Source organism: Cedecea sp. P7760, from assembly GCF_013386425.1.
Classification (GTDB): domain Bacteria; phylum Pseudomonadota; class Gammaproteobacteria; order Enterobacterales; family Enterobacteriaceae; genus Cedecea; species Cedecea selenatireducens.
In genome coordinates, this window is record NZ_JACARU010000030.1 from 42,921 (window position 1) to 63,759 (window position 20,839).

The following is a 20,839-nucleotide window of genomic DNA, read 5'->3' on the forward strand; positions in this document are numbered from 1 at the left end:
CCTCTTTTATGTCCTCATCTCGTCTGCAACAACAGTTCATCCGCCTGTGGCAATGCTGCGAAGGCAAGCCTCAGGAAACCACGCTGAATGATTTAGCGGAATTGCTCAACTGCTCCCGCCGTCATATGCGGACCTTACTCAACGCCATGCAGGAAAAAGGCTGGCTAAGCTGGCAGGCAGAAGCAGGGAGGGGCAAGCGGTCACAGCTCACCTTCCTTTATACGGGGCTGGCGCTCCAGCAGCAGCGGGCGGAAGACCTTCTGGAACAGGATCGAATCGATCAGCTGGTGCAGATCGTCGGCGACAAGGCCGCGGTGCGGCAGATGCTTATCTCTCATTTAGGGCGCAGCTTCCGCCAGGGCCGGCATATTCTTCGCGTCCTTTACTATCGCCCGCTGCTGAATCTGCTGCCCGGTTCGGCGCTCAGGCGCTCCGAAACCCACATTGCCCGCCAGATTTTCAGCGGCCTGACGCGAATAAATGAGGAAAATGGGGAACTCGAAGCGGATATTGCCCATCACTGGCAGCAAATTTCCCCTTTACGCTGGCGTTTCTTCCTCCGCCCCGGCATTCATTTCCATCACGGCCGTGAGCTGGACATGCTGGATATCATCTCTTCCCTGCAGCGCATCAACACCCTGCCGCTGTTTGCCCACATCACGCAGATAACCTCGCCGACGACCTGGACGCTGGATATTCACCTCAGCCAGCCGGATGACTGGCTGCCGTGGCTGTTGGGCAGCGTGAACGCCATGATCCTACCGCGCGAATGGACAACGATGTCCGATTTCGCCAGCCAGCCGGTCGGTACAGGGCCTTATTCTGTCGCTCGGAATAACCGTAACCAGCTGAAGATTCACGCTTTTGATGATTATTTTGGCTTCAGGGCGCTGATAGACGAGGTTAACTTCTGGGTCTTGCCCGAGGTGGGTGAAGAGTCGAGCTGTGGCGTGCAGCTTCAGGGCATGCCGGACAGCGAGAAAGCCGTAGAAAGCCGCCCGGAAGAGGGGTGCTACTATTTGCTGTTTGATAGCCGCTCCAGACTTGGCCTGCATGAAAGCGTCCGCCAGTGGATTGGCCATATTCTCTCGCCGGTTAACCTTATTTACCGCGCTGCCGAGCAGTACCAGCAATACTGGTTCCCTGCCTATGGCCTACTGCCGCGCTGGCACCACTCGCGCCCGGGACCTCTTACCGCCAAACCTGCCGGGCTTGAAAGCATCACCCTCACCTACTATCGCGATCACGTAGAGCATCGGGTGATCAGTAACATCATGACCGAACTGCTGGCCGAGCAGGGCGTGAAACTGATTATTCAGGAGATCGATTATGCTGAGTGGCATCAGGGCGACGCCGAAAGCGATATCTGGCTGAACAGCGTGAACTTCACCATGCCGCTGGAATATTCCCTGTTTGCCCAGCTTTATGAAGTCCCGCTGATTCAAAAGTGCATCCCGATCGACTGGCAGGGCGATGCCCGCCGCTGGCACAGTAAAACGCTGGCGCTGCCGGAATGGAGCAGGCAAATGCTCGAGCGCAATGACGTTATCCCGTTGATTCACCACTGGTTACGCATTGAAGGCCAGCGCAGCATGCGCGGCGTGCGCATGAACACGCTGGGCTGGTTTGATTTTAAATCAGCCTGGTTTGCTCCGCCTGGCCCCTAACGTTTTCGTAACACAGCTTTCGCAATCCGGGGGAAGTCAGTAGAATCCCTCCTGCTCAACGGGGTGCCAGGACAGTTTGTCCGAGCTGAGATAATACCCGTCGAACCTGATCCGGATAACGCCGGCGAAGGGATTTGAGACACTCCGCTCAATTCCTTTGCCCCCTTTTATTGAGGTGCAAAGTGTTCAAAAAATTTCTGCCGCTGCTGGCGCTGGTTGCCGCGCCCGTTTTCGCCAGGCCCGTATTAACCGTCTACACCTACGACTCGTTTGCCGCCGACTGGGGCCCTGGCCCGGCGGTGAAAAAAGCGTTTGAAGCCGACTGTCACTGCGAACTGAAATTCGTGGCGCTGGAAGATGGCGTTTCGCTGTTGAACCGCGTGCGCATGGAAGGCAAGAACAGCAAAGCAGACGTCGTGCTGGGATTGGATAACAACCTGCTGGACGCGGCCTCGCAAACCAAACTGTTTGCCCCTTCTAACGTCGAAACCAGCGCCCTACAGGTGCCCGGCGGCTGGAAGAACAGCACCTTCGTTCCTTACGACTACGGCTACTTCGCTTTCGTTTACGACAAGAACAAGCTAAAAAATCCGCCGAAGAGCCTGAAAGAGCTGGTTGAAGGCGACCAGAAATGGAAGGTGATATACGAAGATCCGCGCACCAGTACGCCGGGGCTTGGCCTGCTGCTGTGGATGCAAAAAGTCTATGGCGATAAAACTCCGGAAGCCTGGCAAAAGCTGGCGAAGAAAACCGTCACCGTAACCAAAGGCTGGAGCGAAGCTTACGGCCTGTTCCTGAAAGGCGAAGCCGATCTGGTGCTGAGCTACACCACGTCGCCGGCCTACCACATCATCGAAGAGAAGAAGGACAACTACGCCGCGGCCGACTTCAGCGAAGGGCATTATCTGCAGGTTGAAGTCGCAGGCCGACTGGCGAACAGCAAGCAGCCAGAACTTGCCGAGAAGTTTATTAAGTTCATCACCACGCCTGGTTTCCAGAACACCATTGCAACCGGCAACTGGATGTACCCGGTCACTAGCGTGGCGCTGCCTGCTGGCTTCGACGGGCTGGTAAAACCAAAAACCACGCTGGAATTTACGCCTCAGCAGGTCGCCACCCAGCGCGCAGAATGGATTAATGAATGGCAACGCGCCGTCAGCCGCTAATACCCGGCTGGCTGTATCCAGGGCTATTTGCCGCGATGCTTATCGTGGCGGTAGCCCTGGCGGCTTTTCTGGCGCTGTGGCTTAACGCCCCGCAGACGGATGTCTTTGCTCTTTTGCAGGACAGCTACCTTTGGCACGTCCTGCGCTTCTCGTTCTGGCAGGCGTTTCTTTCTGCGGCACTCTCCGTTTTCCCGGCGATATTTTTAGCCCGGGCGCTGTACCGACGCCGTTTTCCTGGCCGAATGGCGCTGCTGCGGCTTTGTGCCATGACGCTGGTTCTGCCGGTGCTGGTTGCGGTTTTCGGCATTCTCTCCGTTTACGGGCGTGAAGGCTGGCTGGCAACGCTAAGCGGCTGGCTTGGTCTGGAATGGCGTTTCTCCCCTTATGGGCTGCAGGGAATTTTGCTGGCGCACGTTTTCTTTAATATGCCGATGGCGACCCGCCTGCTGCTTCAGGCGCTGGATAACATCCCCACCGAGCAGCGCCAGCTTGCCGCTCAGCTGAATATGCAGGGCTGGCACTTTTTCCGTTTTGTCGAATGGCCCTGGCTGCGCAGGCAAATACTTCCGGTAGGGGCGCTGATTTTCATGCTTTGCTTCGCAAGCTTCGCCACCGTGCTTTCGTTGGGCGGCGGCCCGCAGGCGACCACCATCGAACTCGCTATTTTTCAGGCGCTAAGCTACGACTACGATCCGGCCAAAGCGGCGCTGTTGGCCCTGCTGCAAATGGCATGTTGCCTTGGCCTGGTGCTGCTCAGCCAGAAGCTAAGCAAGGCAATTCCTGTCGGCGTAAGCCAGCTTCAGGGCTGGCGCGATCCGCAGGATTCTCTGCGCAGAAAGATCTGTGACGCCCTGCTTATCCTTGTGGCCTTGCTTCTTCTTCTACCGCCGCTGTTGGCGGTAATGGTGGACGGCATTAATGGCAGCATGGGCAACGTACTGCAGCAGGCCGCACTGTGGAACGCGCTTTGGACTTCGCTGCGCATTGCCGTTGCCGCCGGGCTGATTAGCGTGACGCTAACCCTGATGCTGCTGTGGAGCGCTCGTGAGCTGCGGCTTCGCAATCGTATTTTCGCCGGCCAGGCCATTGAGCTTAGCGGCATGTTGATTCTGGCGATGCCGGGCATTGTGCTCGCCACCGGCTTCTTCCTGCTGCTCAATAATACCGTGGGCCTGCCGCAATCTGCCGATGGCATTGTGATTTTTACCAACGCCCTGATGGCGATTCCCTACGCCCAAAAAGTGCTCGAAAATCCCATGCGCGACGTCGCCGAGCGCTACTCGCAGCTTTGCCAGTCGCTGGATATTCGGGGCTTTAATCGTCTGAGGCTCATTGAGTTAAAAGCTTTGAAACGCCCGATAGCTCAGGCGCTGGCCTTTGCCTGCGTGTTGTCGATTGGCGATTTCGGCGTGGTGGCGCTGTTCGGTAACGAAGATTTCAGGACGCTACCTTTCTGGCTGTACCAGCAGATCGGATCCTACCGTAGCCAGGACGGCGCGGTCACGGCGCTGCTCCTGCTGCTGCTTTGTTTTATGCTGTTTACTTTGATTGAAAAACTTCCGGGGCGAGATGCTAACTCTGACTGATGTAACCTGGCTGTACCAGCACTTACCGATGCGTTTTTCTCTGAAGATTACGGCGGGTGAGCGCGTAGCGATCCTTGGGCCGAGCGGCGCGGGGAAAAGTACGTTGTTGAGCCTGGTTGCCGGGTTTCTGCAGCCCGCGAGCGGCAGCATTATCATTAACGGGGTGGAGCATACCCGGACGCCACCTTCGGCTCGCCCGGTTTCCATGCTCTTTCAGGAAAATAATCTGTTTAGCCACCTGACGGTTCGGCAGAATATCGCCCTGGGAATGCACCCGGGGATGAAGCTCAATGAGGCTCAGAAGCAGCGGCTGCTGGAGATAACGGCACGCGTAGGGATGACGGAGATGCTGGATCGCCTGCCGTCTCAGCTTTCCGGCGGCCAGCGGCAGCGTGTTGCGCTGGCTCGGTGCCTGGTTCGTCAGCAGCCTGTTTTACTGCTGGATGAACCCTTCTCCGCGCTCGATCCCGCGCTACGTAAGGAGATGCTGCAGCTGCTCGACGAGCTTTGTCAGGAACAAAACATGACGCTGCTGATGGTATCCCACAGTATTGAAGATGCCGCCAGAATCGCCGGGCGCAGCATCGTGGTAAAAGACGGGCGTATCGCGTGGGACGGCGAGACAGACACTCTGCTAAGCGGCGAGGCAAACGCCTCGACGCTGCTGGGCATCAGCAATTAGTGCGACAGCACCTTCCACAGAATATCCCAGTAAACCGGCATCAAAGGGTGCTGCAACATCGCCACAAAACTGCCCACGCCCGCCACCAGCATTAGCGGTGCCAGCCAGTTCAGACGAGAACGCGGCAAAAAGCGCGTCAGGCGGTCCGTGCCACGTGTGCCGCTGCGGTACCAGCGCCAGCACAGCCACGCGGCCAGCCACAGCAGCAACGCCACCGCCAGCAGCAGCCATTTGAAGCTGGCGCTTTTCATGTCAGCAGGAATATCGATCGCCGCCCCGGCGAGGATCCCCGGCAGAAAATAGAGCGGCGGCCAGAACAGGCAGCCAATGATATTGGGCGGCAAAAACTTCGCCAGCGGCAGATCCAGCATCCCGGCAACCATCGGCACCAGCGGGCGCGTGGGGCCAACAAAGCGTCCCACCAGGATGGTAAACATGCTGTGCTGATGCAGGGCATGCTCGGTTTTATCCAGCAGCGCCTTGTTCTTTTTCATAAAGGACCAGCGGTGCAGCGGGCCTTTGAAGCGCTGTCCAAGCCAGAACGAGATCCAGTCCCCCAGCAGGCAGCCGACGATTCCGGCCCCCCAGGCATAATAAAAATTAACCTGACCGCTGCCGATCAGCGCACCAAGCCCGGCCATCATCACCGTGCCCGGCAGGATAAGTCCCACCAGCGCCAGCGACTCAAGAAAGGCCACCAGCATCACCGCGATTAGCGAATATGCAACTGACTGTGTAATAAAGTGTTCCAGCAAGGATTCCATAAGCTTTCCGTCGGTAAGCGAGCGGGCGATTCTCCAGAATTAACGTGATGGGCGTCAAGGTCTCATTTATATGAATAAAGAATAGACGGTAAAGTTCCGGACTTTTCGCACTCTGCGTCAACGCACCACCGACAATACTGTATATAAATGCAGTAACTCACGGGCTTTTGCGCTATAATCGAAACACTTTTCCTGAGAGAGAATGCAGCGTGTCTCAAGCTCGTCAGGGGTTTCTGCTGACCAGACACTGGCGAGACACCCCGCGCGGTACCGAAGTCGATTTCTGGCTGGCCACGGACGATGGCCCGCTTAAGGTGCGTCTGCCGCCGCAGGAGTCCGTCGCCTTTATTCCCCAGCTGCAGTTAGCTCAGGCTCAGCGCCTGCTGGCCAGTGAAAGCCAGTTTCGCCTTACGCCTCTGGAACTTAAAGATTTCCATCGTCAGCCAGTAGCCGGCTTGTATTGTCAGCAGCACCGCCAGTTGATGAGGCTGGAGAAACTGCTGCGTGACGGCGGCGTGACGGTCTATGAGGCGGATATTCGCCCTCCAGAGCGTTTCCTGATGGAGCGCTTTATTACCGCCCCGGTCTGGTTTAGCGGTAATGCTCAGGGAGACGTGCTGCTTGATACCCGCCTGAAGCCCGCACCAGAATATCGCCCACCGCTAAAATGGGTGTCTCTCGATATCGAAACCAACCGCCACGGCGAGCTCTACTGCATCGGCCTTGAAGGCTGTGGGCAGCGCCATGTCTATATGCTGGGGCCGGAAAACGGCGACGCCAGTGGCCTGGATTTCACGCTGGAATACGTCGCCAGCCGCCCGCTGCTGTTAGAAAAACTGAATGCCTGGTTTGCCGAACATGACCCGGACGTGCTGATAGGCTGGAACGTGGTGCAGTTTGACCTTCGCGTGCTGCAAAAAATGGCGGAACGTTACCAGGTACCGCTACGTTTAGGGCGGGGCAACAGCCTTTTAGAATGGCGCGAGCACGGCTTCAAGCAGGGCGTTTTCTTTGCCCAGATTGCGGGCCGGGTGATTATCGACGGCATTGAAGCGCTGAAATCTGCGTTCTGGAGCTTTTCCTCGTTCTCCCTGGAAACGGTTTCCCGTGAGCTGCTGGGCGAAGGAAAGTCGATTGATAATCCGTGGGACAGGATGGATGAGATCGACCGCCGCTTTGCCGAGGACAAGCCCGCGCTGGCCACCTATAACCTCAAAGACTGCGAGCTGGTCACGCGTATTTTCCACAAGACCGAGCTGATGCCCTTCCTGCTGGAGCGCGCGACGGTCAACGGACTCCCGCTGGATAAGCACGGAGGCTCGGTAGCCGCGTTCAGCCACCTCTATTTCCCGCGTATGCATCGTGCGGGCTACGTTGCGCCTAATATGGGTGAAGTTCCGCCCCAGGCAAGCCCAGGCGGCTACGTCATGGACTCGCGCCCAGGCCTGTATGACTCGGTGCTGGTGCTCGATTATAAAAGCCTGTACCCCTCGATTATCCGCACCTTCTTAATTGACCCGGTCGGCCTCATCGAGGGCACCGCTCAGCCAGACGCTACGCATGCCGTTGAAGGCTTTATTGGCGGCTGGTTCTCCCGCGACAAACACTGCCTGCCGGAGATCGTGAGCCAGATTTGGCATGGCCGGGACGAGGCAAAACGCCACGGCAACAAGCCGCTATCTCAGGCACTCAAAATAATCATGAATGCCTTCTACGGCGTGCTGGGCACCAGCGCCTGCCGCTTTTTCGATCCGCGGCTTGCTTCGTCTATCACCATGCGTGGCCACGAGATCATGCGCCAGACCAAAGCGTTGATTGAATCTCAGGGCTACGACGTTATCTATGGCGATACGGACTCCACCTTCGTCTGGCTGAAAAAAGCCCACGGTGAAGAAGAGGCCGCACAGATTGGCAAGAGGCTGGTTGAGCACGTCAACGGCTGGTGGCGCGAGCACCTGAAAACCACGCAGAACCTGGACTGCGCCCTTGAACTTGAGTACGAAACTCACTTCTGCCGTTTCCTGATGCCCACCATCAGGGGAACTGACCAGGGCAGTAAAAAGCGCTATGCCGGGATGATTCAGGAAGGTGATGCGCAGCGCATGGTGTTTAAAGGGCTCGAAACGGTGCGCACCGACTGGACGCCGCTTGCCCAGCAATTCCAGCAAACGCTCTACCTGCGGATTTTCCGCGGAGAACCCTATCAGGACTTCATCCGGGACACGATTACCAGCCTGATGGCGGGCGAGCTGGATTCACAGCTAATTTACCGTAAACGGCTGCGTCGCCCGCTGAGCGAATACCAGAAAAACGTTCCGCCGCACGTCCGCGCGGCAAGGCTTGCCGATGAGCATAACCAGCGGCTGGGCAGACCAGCGCAATACCAAAACCGTGGCACGATAAAATATGTCATGACCATGAGCGGCCCGGAACCGGTTGATTATCAGCAGTCTCCGCTGGACTATGACCACTATCTGACGCGTCAGCTACAGCCCGTTGCCGAAGGGATTTTACCCTTCCTTGAGGATGACTTTGCTACACTGATGACGGGACAAATGGGGCTATTTTAAAAATACTGTACATAACTCAGCTTACGGCAAGGCGCTAAGAGAGGGCAGCCCACGCCGCCGTAATTTGAAGCATGACGAGTGCGTGACGAATCCGTTGCCATCCAGTACCATAGCGCCCTTTCTTCGAATCCTTAGACCCAATTTTAAACAACTGCGCCACCTGTGCGCGGTTGCCATGCTATTGCCTGCAAATTTAAGTCACTGAAATAGAGCCGAAAACTTATGCCTTTTACACTTGGTCAACGTTGGATCAGCGATACCGAAAGCGAACTGGGACTGGGAACCGTGGTGGCGCTGGATGCGCGTATGGTCACCCTGATCTTCCCGGCAACGGGTGAAAATCGTCTGTACGCCAGAAATGACTCCCCGATCACCCGCGTCATGTTTAACCCGGGCGATGTGATTACCAGCCATGAAGGCTGGCAGCTGAAAGTTGATGAAGTTAAGGAAGAAAAGGGTTTACTCGCCTACCTCGGCACGCGTCTCGATACCGAAGAACAAGACGTTCTGCTGCGTGAAGTATTCCTCGACAGCAAGCTGGTATTCAGCAAGCCGCAGGACCGTCTGTTTGCCGGGCAAATCGACCGTATGGACCGTTTTGCCCTGCGTTTTCGCGCGCGTAAGTACCAAAGCGAACAATCTCGCCAGATCTGGAGCGGCCTGCGCGGGATGCGCACCAGCCTGATCCCACATCAGCTGAACATCGCCCACGACGTCGGTCGTCGCCACGCTCCGCGCGTTCTGCTCGCAGATGAAGTCGGGCTGGGTAAAACCATTGAAGCCGGGATGATAATCCACCAACAATTGCTGGCCGGTAGCGCCGAGCGCGTGCTGATTGTGGTGCCAGAAACCCTGCAGCATCAGTGGCTGGTAGAAATGCTGCGCCGCTTTAACCTGCGTTTCGCCCTGTTTGACGATGAACGCTACGCGGAAGCCCAGCACGACAGCAGCAACCCGTTTGATACCGAACAGCTGGTGATTTGCTCGCTGGACTTTGTGCGCCGCAATAAGCAACGACTGGAAAATCTGTGCGAAGCGGAATGGGACCTCCTGGTCGTCGATGAAGCCCACCACCTGGTGTGGAGCGAAGACGCGCCAAGCCGAGAATATCAGGCCATTGAACAGCTTGCCGAGCATGTACCCGGCATCCTGCTGCTGACCGCAACGCCTGAACAGCTGGGTATGGAAAGCCACTTTGCGCGCCTGCGCCTGCTGGATCCAAACCGCTTCCATGATTTTGCGATGTTTGTTGAAGAGCAGCAAAACTATCGCCCGGTTGCCGATGCCGTCGCCCTGCTGCTGGCGGGCAATCGCCTGACAGACGAGCAGCTGAATACCATGGGTGAACTGATTGGCGAGCAGGATATCGAGCCCCTGCTGCAAACCGCCAACAGCGACCGCGATGGCAGCGAAGCCGCGCGCCAGGAGCTGGTCTCCATGCTGATGGACAGGCACGGCACCAGCCGCGTGCTGTTCCGTAACACCCGTAACGGCGTGAAGGGCTTCCCGAAACGCGAGCTGCATACTATTCGCCTGCCGCTGCCCACGCAGTATCAGACGGCGATTAAAGTTTCCGGCATCATGGCCGCGCGTAAATCCGTGGAGGATCGCGCCCGCGACATGCTGTATCCGGAGCAGATTTATCAGGAGTTCGAAGGCGATACCGGCACCTGGTGGAACTTCGATCCGCGCGTCGAATGGCTGATGGGCTACCTGACCAGCCACCGCTCTCAGAAAGTGCTGGTCATCTGCGCCAAGGCCGCGACGGCGCTTCAGCTGGAGCAGGTTCTGCGCGAGCGCGAAGGTATCCGTGCCGCCGTCTTCCATGAAGGCATGTCCATCATCGAACGCGACCGCGCCGCGGCCTGGTTTGCGGAAGAAGATACCGGCGCTCAGGTCCTGCTGTGTTCCGAAATTGGCTCAGAAGGCCGTAACTTCCAGTTCGCCAGCCAGCTGGTGATGTTTGACCTGCCGTTTAACCCAGACCTGCTGGAACAGCGTATCGGCCGTCTGGACCGTATCGGCCAGGCACACGACATCCAGGTTCACGTTCCCTATCTGGAAAAAACCGCTCAGTCAGTGCTGGTGGAGTGGTTCCACGCGGGCCTCGATGCCTTCGAACATACCTGCCCGACCGGCCGCACGATTTATGACAGCGTCTATCCGCAGCTGATCGAGTATCTTGCTGCCCCGGAAAATACCGAAGGTTTTGACGCCCTGATCAAACAGTGCCGCGAGCAGCACGATGCCCTCAAGCAGCAGCTTGAGCAGGGGCGTGACCGCCTGCTGGAAATTCACTCCAACGGCGGTGAAAAAGCGCAGGCGCTGGCTGAAGCCATTTCAGAACAGGATAACGACACCAACCTCGTTAGCTTTGCGATGAACCTGTTCGACATCGTCGGGATTAACCAGGACGATCGCGGTGATAACATGGTGGTTCTGACCCCATCCGATCATATGCTGGTGCCGGACTTCCCGGGCCTGCCGGAAGACGGCTGCACCATCACCTTCGAACGCGACGTCGCGCTGTCCCGCGAAGATGCGCAGTTCGTCACGTGGGAACACCCCATCATCCGCAACGGCCTGGATTTGATCCTTTCCGGTGATACCGGCAGCTGCGCCCTGTCTCTGCTGAAAAACAAGGCGCTACCGGTCGGGACGCTGTTGCTGGAGCTGGTTTACGTTGTTGAGGCCAAAGCGCCAAAACAGCTGCAGCTCAATCGCTTCCTGCCGCCGACGCCGGTGCGCATGCTGGTGGACAAAAACGGCACCAACCTCGCGGCGCAGGTGGAGTTTGAAAACTTTAACCGCCAGCTCAGCGCGGTTAACCGCCATACCGGCAGCAAGCTGGTGAACGCCGTGCAGTCCGACGTTCACGCTATTCTGCAGGTGGCGGAAGAGATGGTTGCCGATGCGGCACAGGCGCTGATCGACGCGGCACGTGAAGAAGCGGATGAGAAGCTCAGCGCGGAACTGTCCCGTCTGGAAGCGTTGAAGGCCGTTAACCCTAACATTCGTGACGACGAGCTGGCGGCTATTGAAACCAATCGCCAGCAGGTGATGGAAGCCCTGAGCCAGGCTAACTGGCGTCTCGACGCGCTGCGCCTGATTGTCGTGACGCACCAGTAAATATGCGTCGCTTTACTCAAATCATTCGAGTTGCAGCAAGGCGGCAAAAGAAAGAATTCCCAGGAGCTTACTAAGTAAGTGACTGGGATACATGAGAGCAGCCAACGCGGCTGCAGCTTGAAGGATGCAGAGTAAATGCTGATGGAACCTTACAATCCGCCTCTTGATCCCTGGCTGGTCATTCTTTATCAGGATGAGCACATCATGGTGGTTAACAAGCCAAGCGGCCTGCTGTCCGTTCCGGGGCGTCTTGAGGAGCACAAAGACAGCGTGATGACGCGAATTCAGCGCGACTTCCCGCTGGCGGAATCGGTCCATCGGCTTGATATGGCAACCAGCGGCGTGATTGTCGTGGCGTTGACCAAGGCGGCAGAGCGGGAGTTAAAGCGCCAGTTCCGCGAACGCGAACCTAAAAAGCAGTACGTAGCCCGCGTTTGGGGCCATCCGCGGCCGGAAGAAGGTTTGGTTGATTTGCCGCTGATTTGCGACTGGCCTAATCGGCCAAAGCAAAAGGTGTGTTATGAAACGGGAAAATCTGCGCAGACCGGGTATCAGGTGCTGGACTACGCGGCGGATAATACCGCCCGTATCCAACTGAAGCCGATTACCGGGCGATCGCACCAGCTCCGCGTTCACATGCTGGCGCTTGGGCATCCGATTCTCGGTGACCGCTTCTACGCCACGCCGGAGGCGCTGGCAATGGCACCAAGGCTTCAACTCCATGCCGAGATGCTGACCATCACGCACCCAGGCTACGGCACGCCAATGACCTTTAAAGCTCCGGCTGACTTCTAAAGAAAGGCCTCTCATTTGAGAGGCCTTTTTCTATTTAAACCCTTTTGAGGTTTTAATCAGGTCGTATGCGCCCTGAATTTCCTGCGCTTTTTGCTTCGCCATCTGCATCATTTCAGGCGGCAGACCTTTTGCCACCAGCTTATCCGGGTGATGTTCACTCATTAACTTGCGGTAAGCACGCTTAATAACCGTTGGTTCATCGCTGCTTTTTACCCCAAGCACCTTGCAGGCATCCTCCAGCGTCGGCCCTCTTTGCTGCTGAGCGAAGCCGCCCTGGGATTGCTGATACTGCCCGCCGCCAAACTGCTGACCGCCCTCCATCATGCGCAGGAACTGGTCGAACTGGCCGCGAGAGATACCCAGCTCTTCGGCTATCACATAAAGCACCTGACGCTCATTTGGATGCAGTGAACCGTCGGCAAACGCGGCCTGGATCTGGATTTCCAGAAACATCCGAATGAGGTCCGAGCGGCCAAAACAGACGCTTCGCATCTGCCTCATTTTCTCTCTGAGCGGGTAGTTATTTTCTTTCCCGGCACGGAATGCACGCTGCGCCGCTGCGCGGCCCTCTCCGTGAAGCTGCATTCTGTCCATCAGTAAAGAAGCAATTTGAATATCCGCCTCTGTCACCCGACCTTTCGATTTGGTGAGATGCCCCATCACTTCAAAGGTGGTAGAAAAAAATAGCGCCTGGCGCTGCTGCTGGTTAGCAAACCAGGCCCCGCGACGGCTGCGGGCTTTATCGAACATGTGGCCGACAAGAAAACCTATCACCACGCCCCAAAAGCCGCCGCCCGAGATTAAACCCAAAGCAACACCGAGTACTTTTCCCCAATACTGCATATACTCCCCAAATCGTCATGCTGTCGTCTAGAATTTGCTTTATCATACCCGCCATTGATAGCGGTGCCTAACGGCATACTGCTAACGGGCTGGATTAACACTAGCGCTGTGGTGATGAGTACGTTAGTCTCTGACCGTTTGCCTTCGCTATACCCTGATGACGGAACAACAAATAACACGTATGAAAAAACGTATTCCCACCTTGCTGGCCACATTGATTGGCTCAGCCCTTTATAGCCAACAAGGTATGGCTGCCGACCTTGCCTCGCAGTGTATGTTGGGTGTCCCAAGCTACAATCGTCCTTTGGTGCAGGGCGACGGCAATAACCTGCCGGTCACCATCCAGGCCGATCACGCCAAAGGTGACTATCCGGATAACGCTGTTTTTACCGGGAATGTTGACGTCCAGCAAGGCAACAGCCGCCTGCAGTCAGACGAAGTTCAACTTCATCAGAAGCAGGTTGAAGGCCAGCCGGATCCGGTGCGCACCGTCGATGCCTTAGGTAATGTGCATTACGATGACAATCAGGTCATCCTGAAAGGTCCGAAAGCGTGGTCGAATTTAAACACCAAAGATACTAACGTCTGGAGCGGGGATTACCAGATGGTTGGCCGCCAGGGTCGCGGTACCGCGGACCTCATGAAGCAGCGTGGCGACAACCGCTATACCATCCTCGAAAACGGGACGTTTACCTCCTGTCTGCCGGGTTCTAATACCTGGAGCGTGGTCGGCACCGAAGTGATTCAGGACAGGCAGGAAGAAGTGGCGGAGATTTGGAACGCCCGCTTTAAGCTGGGCCCTGTGCCGGTCTTCTACAGCCCTTATCTGCAGCTCCCGATTGGCGATAAACGCCGCTCGGGCTTCCTGATCCCTGGCGCTAAATACAGCACCAACAACGGGATTGAGTTCGCTCTCCCGTATTACTGGAACATTGCGCCAAACTTTGATGCCACCATTACGCCTCACTATATTGATAAGCGCGGCGGCATTCAGTGGCAGAACGAATTCCGCTATCTGACCCAGGCGGGTACAGGCCTGATGGAGTTTGACTATCTGCCGTCTGATGACGAATACAAGAACGAGCCGGGCGTGCCTCAGGGTGAAAAAGATCGCCGCTGGCTGTTCTACTGGAACCACAGCGGGGTGATGGACCAGGTGTGGCGCTTCAACGTCGACTACACCAAAGTCAGCGACTCACGCTACTTCAACGACTTTAGCTCCCAGTACGGCAACAGTACCGACGGTTACGCCACGCAAAAATTCAGCGTCGGCTACGCCATCGAAAACTTTGACGCCACGCTGTCGGCTAAGCAGTTCCAGGTCTTTGCTAACCAGCTGGGTGCAGGGACAAGTTCTTACCGCGCTGAGCCGCAGTTGGATCTCAACTTTTATCAAAACGACGTAGGTCCGTTCGATACCCGAGTCTATGCTCAGGCCGTCAAGTTCACCAACGTAAACAGCAACATGCCGGATGCTACGCGCCTGCATCTCGAGCCGGTCATCAACCTGCCGCTGTCCAACGGCTGGGCAAGTCTGAATACAGAAACCAAGCTGATGATGACCCATTATCAGCAGGACAATCTGGATAAATACAAACAGAACATCAATAGTGCGAGTACGCTAGAAAGCACGGTTAACCGCACGCTGCCGCAGTTTAAAATGGACGGCAAGCTGATTTTCGATCGTGATATGGACTCCGTTGCCGGCTGGACGCAAACGCTGGAACCACGTGCTCAATACCTGTACGTGCCATACCGCAACCAAAGTGCGATCAACAACTACGACTCATCCCTGCTGCAGTCTGACTACAGCGGGCTGTTCCGTGACCGTACTTATGGCGGCCTTGACCGCATTGCCTCCGCCAACCAGGTGACGACCGGCGTAACATCTCGCGTTTATGATGACGCTTCCGTTGAACGTTTTAACGTATCCGCTGGTCAAATCTACTATTTCACCCAGTCCCGTACCGGGGATGACAATATTAACTGGGAGAAAGATAAGAAAACCGGCTCTATGCTTTGGGCCGGTGATACTTACTGGCGCATGACCGATCGTTGGGGCCTGCGTGGCGGGGTGCAGTACGATGCTCGTCTTGGCAGCGTAGCGAACGGCAGTGGAGCCATTGAATACCGCCGGGATACCGACCGTATGGCGCAGTTGACCTATCGTTATGCTAGTCCGGAGTATATTCAGGCAACGTTGCCAGCATACTCCACCGCCGATCAGTATAAAGAAGGGATCTCGCAGGTAGGTATGGTAGCCAGTTGGCCGATCGTTGACCGCTGGTCAGTCGTTGGTGCCTACTACTACGATACCAATGCCCGGCAGTCCGCTGACTCTATGTTCGCCGTACAGTATAGCTCTTGCTGCTATGCAATTCGTGTTGGCGTCGAGCGTAAAATCAACGGCTGGGAAAATAACATGAGCAAATACGATAACGTAATCGGCTTTAACATCGAGTTACGTGGCCTGAGCTCTAACTATGGCCTGGGTATTCCGCAGATGTTGCGTTCTAACATTCTGCCGTACCAGAGCTCGATGTAATTCACTTTGACGAATACTCTAAATAATCCGCTTTGCGGCTAAGTAAAATGGAAAAAGTATGAAGAACTGGAGAACGCTGCTTCTTGGTGTCGCCCTCGTAGCGAACACGGCTTTTGCAGCCCCGCAGGTTGTCGACAAAGTAGCAGCCGTAGTCAATAACGGCGTAGTCCTTGAAAGCGATGTTGACGGCTTAATGCAGTCGGTCAAAATGAACTCACGCGACGCGGGGCAACAGCTTCCCGATGACGCGACGCTGCGCCACCAAATCGTTGAACGTCTGATCATGGATCAAATCATCCTGCAGATGGGTCAGAAGATGGGCGTGAAGATAACCGACGATGAGCTCGATCAGGCCATCGCCAACATCGCCAAACAGAACAACATGACCATGGATCAGATGCGTAGCCGTCTGGCCTATGACGGCGTGAACTACAGCACCTACCGCAGCCAGATTCGTAAAGAGATGACGATTTCGGAAGTGCGTAACAACGAAGTGCGCCGTCGCGTTTCCATTCTGCCGCAGGAAGTTGACTCCCTGGCGCAGCAGGTCGGTAACCAGAACGACAGCAGCACCGAGCTGAACCTGAGCCACATTTTGATTGCCCTGCCTGAAAACCCAAGCTCCGCTCAGGTTGATGACGCAGAAAAGCAGGCACGTAACGTGGTCGATCAGGCTCGTAACGGCGCCGACTTCGGCAAACTCGCTATCAGCTATTCGGCCGATCAGCAGGCGCTGAAAGGCGGCCAGATGGGCTGGGGTCGTATTCAGGAGCTGCCTTCAATTTTTGCCCAGGCATTAAGCACGGCGAAGAAAGGCGACATCATCGGGCCAATTCGTTCAGGCGTGGGCTTCCATATCCTGAAAGTTAACGATCTGCGTGGCCAGAGCCAGAATATTTCGGTTACCGAAGTTCACGCTCGTCACATCCTGCTGAAAACGTCACCGATCCTGAACGATACTCAGGCACGCCAGAAACTGGAGCAGATTGCTGCTGATATTAAGAGCGGAAAAACTACGTTCGCTGCGGCGGCAAAAGAGTTCTCTGACGATCCGGGCTCAGCAAATCAGGGCGGCGATCTGGGTTGGGCGGCAACGGATATTTATGACCCAGCCTTCCGTGATGCGCTGCAGAAGCTGAACAAAGGCCAGATGAGCGCGCCGGTACACTCTTCCTTTGGCTGGCACCTGATCGAACTGCTGGACACCCGCAAAGTCGACAGAACCGATGCGGCACAAAAAGATCGTGCCTACCGCATGCTGTTCAACCGCAAGTTCTCCGAAGAAGCGCAAACCTGGATGCAGGAACAGCGCGCCAGCGCTTACGTGAAAATCATAGGCAGCAATGGCTAACATCTTTCGTGTGACCATCACTCCCGGCGAACCCGCCGGGATTGGTCCCGACCTGGTCGTCGCGTTAGCGCAACGCGACTGGCCCGTTGAACTGGTCGTCTGCGCTTCTCCCGAATTGTTACTCTCCAGAGCATCCCTGCTCGGCCTCCCACTGACGCTACAGCCTTTCCAGGCCGATCAACCGGCAAAACCACAGGCCGCAGGCACGCTGACCGTGCTGCCCGTTGAACTGCGCGCGTCGGTCGTTCCAGGGCAGTTGGATGTGCGTAACAGCGCTTATGTGGTTGATACGCTGGCTCGCGCCTGCGATGGCTGTCTGAGCGGAGAGTTTGCAGCCCTGATTACCGGTCCGGTGCATAAAGGCATCATCAACGATGCCGGCATTCCGTTTATCGGCCATACCGAGTTCTTTGAAGAACGTTCGCACAGCGAAAAAGTGGTGATGATGCTGGCGACAGAAGAGCTTCGCGTTGCGCTGGCCACCACACACCTGCCGCTGAAAGCAATTTCTGACGCCATTACGCCGGATTTGCTACGCCAGATTGTCACCATCCTGTATCATGACCTGCAGACCAAATTTGGTATCCCGCAGCCGCATGTGCTGGTCTGCGGTCTCAATCCGCACGCCGGGGAAGGTGGCCATATGGGCACCGAAGAGATAGACACCATTATCCCGGTGTTAAATGAGATGCGCGCTTTAGGGATGCACCTTTCTGGCCCACTTCCGGCAGATACGCTATTCCAGCCCAAATACCTCGATAGTGCTGACGCCGTACTGGCGATGTATCACGATCAGGGGCTGCCCGTGTTGAAATACCAGGGCTTCGGCCGCGCGGTGAATATCACTCTGGGATTACCTTTTATCCGCACATCGGTTGACCACGGCACGGCTCTAGAGCTGGCAGGCCAGGGAAAAGCCGACGTCGGCAGTTTTATTACGGCGCTTAATCTCGCCATTAAAATGATTGTTAATAGTCAATGAATACTCGAGTCCACCAGGGCCACCTTGCCCGCAAACGTTTTGGACAAAACTTCCTTAATGACCAGTTCGTTATCGACAGTATTGTCTCCGCTATTAATCCACAGCCAGGCCAGGCGATGGTCGAAATCGGGCCGGGCCTCGGGGCCTTAACCGAGCCGGTGGGTGAACGCATGGATAAAATGACCGTTATCGAACTGGACCGCGATCTCGCCGCCCGTTTGCAAACGCATCCGTTCCTTGCACCTAAGCTGACAATTTATCAGCAGGACGCCATGACCATGGATTTCGGCGAGCTTTCGCAGAAAATCGGCCAGCCGTTGCGCGTCTTTGGTAACCTGCCATATAACATCTCTACGCCGCTGATGTTCCACCTCTTTAGCTATACTGATGCTATTGCGGACATGCACTTCATGCTGCAAAAAGAGGTGGTTAACCGCCTGGTTGCCGGACCAAACAGTAAAGCTTACGGTCGTCTGTCGGTGATGGCGCAGTACTATTGCAACGTCATTCCGGTGCTTGAAGTACCGCCTACGGCGTTCACTCCGGCACCGAAGGTAGACTCTGCCGTCGTGCGTCTGGTGCCACACGCCACCTTACCGAATCCGGTAAAAGAGCTGCGCGTGCTGAGCCGCATCACTACGGAAGCATTTAATAAGCGTCGTAAAACGATCCGTAATAGCCTTGGCCACCTGTTCAGTGCCGAAGTGCTGGCGGAGCTGGGCGTCGATGCTACACTGCGTGCAGAAAACATTTCCGTTGCTCAGTACTGCAAGCTTGCAAACTATCTGGCTGATAACCCACAGCAGCCGTCGGAGAGCTAAACCATGCTTGATTCGCCCCGCGTATGTGTTCAGGTACAAAGCTTTTATATTGAGTCGCAGTCCTCGCCTGAGGACGAGCGTTTCGTATTTGCGTACACCGTCACTATCCGCAACCTGGGGCGAACGGCGGTTCAGCTACTTGGCCGTTACTGGTTGATCACCAACGGTAACGGTCGGGAAACCGAGGTTCAGGGCGAAGGTGTTGTTGGCGAGCAGCCGCACATTGAGCCGGGTAACGACTACCAGTACACCAGCGGAGCGGTCATCGAAACGCCGCTCGGCACTATGCAGGGCCATTACACAATGGTCGATGCGCAGGGAGAGGCCTTCAAGGTCGAGATTCCCGTTTTCCGTCTGGCCATTCCAACCTTCATTCACTGATACCATGTCTACATATCTGATTGGCGATGTTCACGGCTGCTACGATGAACTGATCGCGTTATTGCAGCAGGTTAATTTCAATCCTGAAGAAGATACGCTCTGGCTGACGGGCGACCTGGTGGCCAGGGGCCCTGCTTCTCTGGAGGTGCTGCGCTATGTTCGCAGCCTTGGGGACAGCGTACGTATGGTGCTTGGGAATCACGACCTGCATCTGCTGGCCGTCTTTGCTGGCATCAGCCGTAACAAGCCTAAAGACCGCATCACGCCGCTGCTGGAAGCCCCGGACGCCGACGAACTTCTCAACTGGCTTCGCCGCCAGCCGCTCATTCAGGTGGATGAGGAGAAAAAACTCGTCATGTCGCACGCGGGGATCACGCCGCAGTGGGATATCGAAACCGCGCAGGCCTGTGCGCGTGACGTAGAGGCCGTTTTGTCGAGCGACAGCTATCCGCTTTTCCTGGACGCAATGTATGGCGATATGCCAAACAACTGGTCCAGCGATCTGTCCGGCCTGGCACGCCTGCGTTTCATCACCAACTCGCTCACCCGCATGCGCTACTGCTTCCCTAACGGCCAGCTGGATATGTACTGCAAAGATACGCCAGAGAAGGCGCCTTCGCCGCTGAAGCCCTGGTTTGCAATTCCCGGCCCCGTCACCGCCGAATATTCCGTGGCCTTTGGTCACTGGGCATCTTTAGAAGGGAAAGGCGCGCCGGAAGGCATCTATGCGCTGGATACGGGATGCTGCTGGGGGGGAGATCTGACCTGCCTGCGCTGGGAAGATAAAAGCTGGTTCGTACAGCCTTCAAACCGCCAGCAGGATAGCGATGAAGGTCAGGCGGCCGTCGCCTCCTGAGACAGAGCTCTCTCCCTGGCGGGAGAGAGCTAAAAACTTAGCGACGTTCCAGAATTTCGAAGCAGTAGCCGTGCGAGTTGTTCTCGTCGGCATCATGGAATTCGCTGAAGGTTGACTGCCATTCGTCAGGATCGTAATCCGGGAAATGCGTGTCCCCTTCCACTTCCGCATCAATGTGGGTCAGGTAAAGGCGCTGCGCCTTCGGCAGAAACTGTTCGTACACACGCCCACCGCCAATCACCATGATTTCTTCGGCATCGCCACAGGCTTTGATGGCCTCTTCAACCGATGTCACCCACTCAACGCGATCGTCATTTCCAGCTTTGCTGCTGATGACGATGTTTTTACGTCCCGGCAGCGGGCGGCCAATCGACTCCCAGGTCAGGCGTCCCATAACGACGGGCTTGTTTAGCGTATTGCGCTTGAACCAGGCCAGGTCACCAGGCAAATCCCATGGCATGGCGTTTTCCATACCGATAACGCGATCTACCGCTAAAGCAGCAATCAGACTGATCATTCGTATAACCTAAGGATGATGAAAAAAATTGCCGCCACTATACGGAAAGCGCAATCTTTCGTCGACAGGGGGTGAGCCGCGTAACGAGAATTTTTTTTATTCTGCGCCGCCCGGAGCGCCTAAATATTCAACTGCGGGATATGGAACAAGGGGTTAGCGTTAACCCCCGTTCACTATAAGGAAA

16 protein-coding genes and 1 riboswitch are annotated in these 20,839 nt (G+C 56.1%); of the genes, 13 read left to right on the forward strand and 3 right to left on the reverse strand.

Translation table 11 applies throughout. The annotated features are described in order from the left end of the window. The first annotated feature begins 8 nt into the window (after positions 1–8). From sgrR to thiQ, 4 genes are all read left to right on the forward strand, one after another. Positions 9–1,667 carry an HTH-type transcriptional regulator SgrR gene (gene sgrR / locus HX778_RS12585; protein WP_038475625.1) on the forward strand — a complete coding sequence of 553 codons (1,659 nt, stop codon included), beginning with the start codon at positions 9–11 and terminating at the stop codon, positions 1,665–1,667. A 49-nt stretch (positions 1,668–1,716) separates the two neighbouring features. Then, a riboswitch (TPP riboswitch) is annotated at positions 1,717–1,818 on the forward strand. A gap of 31 nt (positions 1,819–1,849) precedes the next feature. After that, on the forward strand, positions 1,850–2,833 hold the full coding sequence (thiB, locus tag HX778_RS12590; protein WP_176982181.1) for a thiamine ABC transporter substrate binding subunit: 984 nt from the start codon (positions 1,850–1,852) through the stop codon (positions 2,831–2,833). After that, entirely contained in the window at positions 2,809–4,419 is a 1,611-nt protein-coding gene (thiP, locus tag HX778_RS12595) for a thiamine/thiamine pyrophosphate ABC transporter permease ThiP (protein WP_176982182.1), read from the forward strand. Before thiB ends, thiP begins: the two co-directional genes overlap by 25 nt. After that, positions 4,403–5,101: a thiamine ABC transporter ATP-binding protein ThiQ gene (thiQ, locus tag HX778_RS12600; protein ID WP_176982183.1), complete on the forward strand. Its 699-nt coding sequence runs from the start codon at positions 4,403–4,405 to the stop codon at positions 5,099–5,101. The genes thiP and thiQ overlap by 17 nt, the downstream gene beginning before the upstream one ends. On the opposite strand, the gene HX778_RS12605 is transcribed toward thiQ, so the two are convergent. After that, positions 5,098–5,865: a DedA family protein gene (locus tag HX778_RS12605; RefSeq protein ID WP_176982184.1), complete on the reverse strand. Its 768-nt coding sequence runs from the start codon at positions 5,863–5,865 to the stop codon at positions 5,098–5,100. The two genes, thiQ and HX778_RS12605, sit on opposite strands and share 4 nt — an antisense overlap. 209 nt (positions 5,866–6,074) lie before the next feature. Between HX778_RS12605 and polB the strand changes: the two genes are divergently transcribed. The 3 genes from polB to rluA all read left to right on the forward strand — a co-directional run bounded on the left by polB (position 6,075) and on the right by rluA (position 12,359). Then, positions 6,075–8,435, forward strand: a complete 2,361-nt coding sequence (gene polB / locus HX778_RS12610) for a DNA polymerase II (RefSeq protein ID WP_176982185.1) — start codon at positions 6,075–6,077, stop codon at positions 8,433–8,435. A 222-nt stretch (positions 8,436–8,657) separates the two neighbouring features. Continuing rightward, the gene (gene rapA, locus HX778_RS12615) at positions 8,658–11,564 is read left to right on the forward strand and encodes an RNA polymerase-associated protein RapA (RefSeq protein WP_176982186.1); all 2,907 of its coding nucleotides are present in this window, start codon (positions 8,658–8,660) and stop codon (positions 11,562–11,564) included. A gap of 135 nt (positions 11,565–11,699) precedes the next feature. Further along, positions 11,700–12,359, forward strand: coding sequence for a bifunctional tRNA pseudouridine(32) synthase/23S rRNA pseudouridine(746) synthase RluA (gene rluA / locus HX778_RS12620; RefSeq protein WP_038475639.1), 660 nt, complete (start codon positions 11,700–11,702; stop codon positions 12,357–12,359). A 30-nt stretch (positions 12,360–12,389) separates the two neighbouring features. Here the strand turns inward: rluA and djlA are convergent, their stop codons facing one another. After that, on the reverse strand, positions 12,390–13,202 hold the full coding sequence (gene djlA / locus HX778_RS12625) for a co-chaperone DjlA (protein ID WP_038475641.1): 813 nt from the start codon (positions 13,200–13,202) through the stop codon (positions 12,390–12,392). Between the two features lie 181 nt (positions 13,203–13,383). Here djlA and lptD point away from each other — a divergent pair, with 181 nt between their 5' ends. The 6 genes from lptD to apaH are packed head-to-tail and all read left to right on the forward strand — an operon-like array spanning position 13,384 to position 20,138. Beyond that, positions 13,384–15,747, forward strand: coding sequence for an LPS assembly protein LptD (gene lptD / locus HX778_RS12630; RefSeq protein ID WP_038475643.1), 2,364 nt, complete (start codon positions 13,384–13,386; stop codon positions 15,745–15,747). A gap of 58 nt (positions 15,748–15,805) precedes the next feature. After that, positions 15,806–17,098, forward strand: coding sequence for a peptidylprolyl isomerase SurA (surA, locus tag HX778_RS12635; RefSeq protein WP_176982187.1), 1,293 nt, complete (start codon positions 15,806–15,808; stop codon positions 17,096–17,098). Next, entirely contained in the window at positions 17,091–18,080 is a 990-nt protein-coding gene (gene pdxA / locus HX778_RS12640; RefSeq protein WP_176982188.1) for a 4-hydroxythreonine-4-phosphate dehydrogenase PdxA, read from the forward strand. The genes surA and pdxA overlap by 8 nt, the downstream gene beginning before the upstream one ends. Next, on the forward strand, positions 18,077–18,901 hold the full coding sequence (rsmA, locus tag HX778_RS12645) for a 16S rRNA (adenine(1518)-N(6)/adenine(1519)-N(6))-dimethyltransferase RsmA (protein ID WP_038475649.1): 825 nt from the start codon (positions 18,077–18,079) through the stop codon (positions 18,899–18,901). Before pdxA ends, rsmA begins: the two co-directional genes overlap by 4 nt. A gap of 3 nt (positions 18,902–18,904) precedes the next feature. Continuing rightward, positions 18,905–19,282, forward strand: coding sequence for a Co2+/Mg2+ efflux protein ApaG (gene apaG / locus HX778_RS12650; RefSeq protein ID WP_038475651.1), 378 nt, complete (start codon positions 18,905–18,907; stop codon positions 19,280–19,282). A gap of 4 nt (positions 19,283–19,286) precedes the next feature. Next, entirely contained in the window at positions 19,287–20,138 is an 852-nt protein-coding gene (apaH, locus tag HX778_RS12655) for a bis(5'-nucleosyl)-tetraphosphatase (symmetrical) ApaH (RefSeq protein ID WP_038475653.1), read from the forward strand. Positions 20,139–20,175: 37 nt separating this feature from the next. Here the strand turns inward: apaH and folA are convergent, their stop codons facing one another. After that, on the reverse strand, positions 20,176–20,655 hold the full coding sequence (gene folA, locus HX778_RS12660; protein ID WP_176982189.1) for a type 3 dihydrofolate reductase: 480 nt from the start codon (positions 20,653–20,655) through the stop codon (positions 20,176–20,178). Between the last annotated feature and the right edge of the window lie 184 nt (positions 20,656–20,839).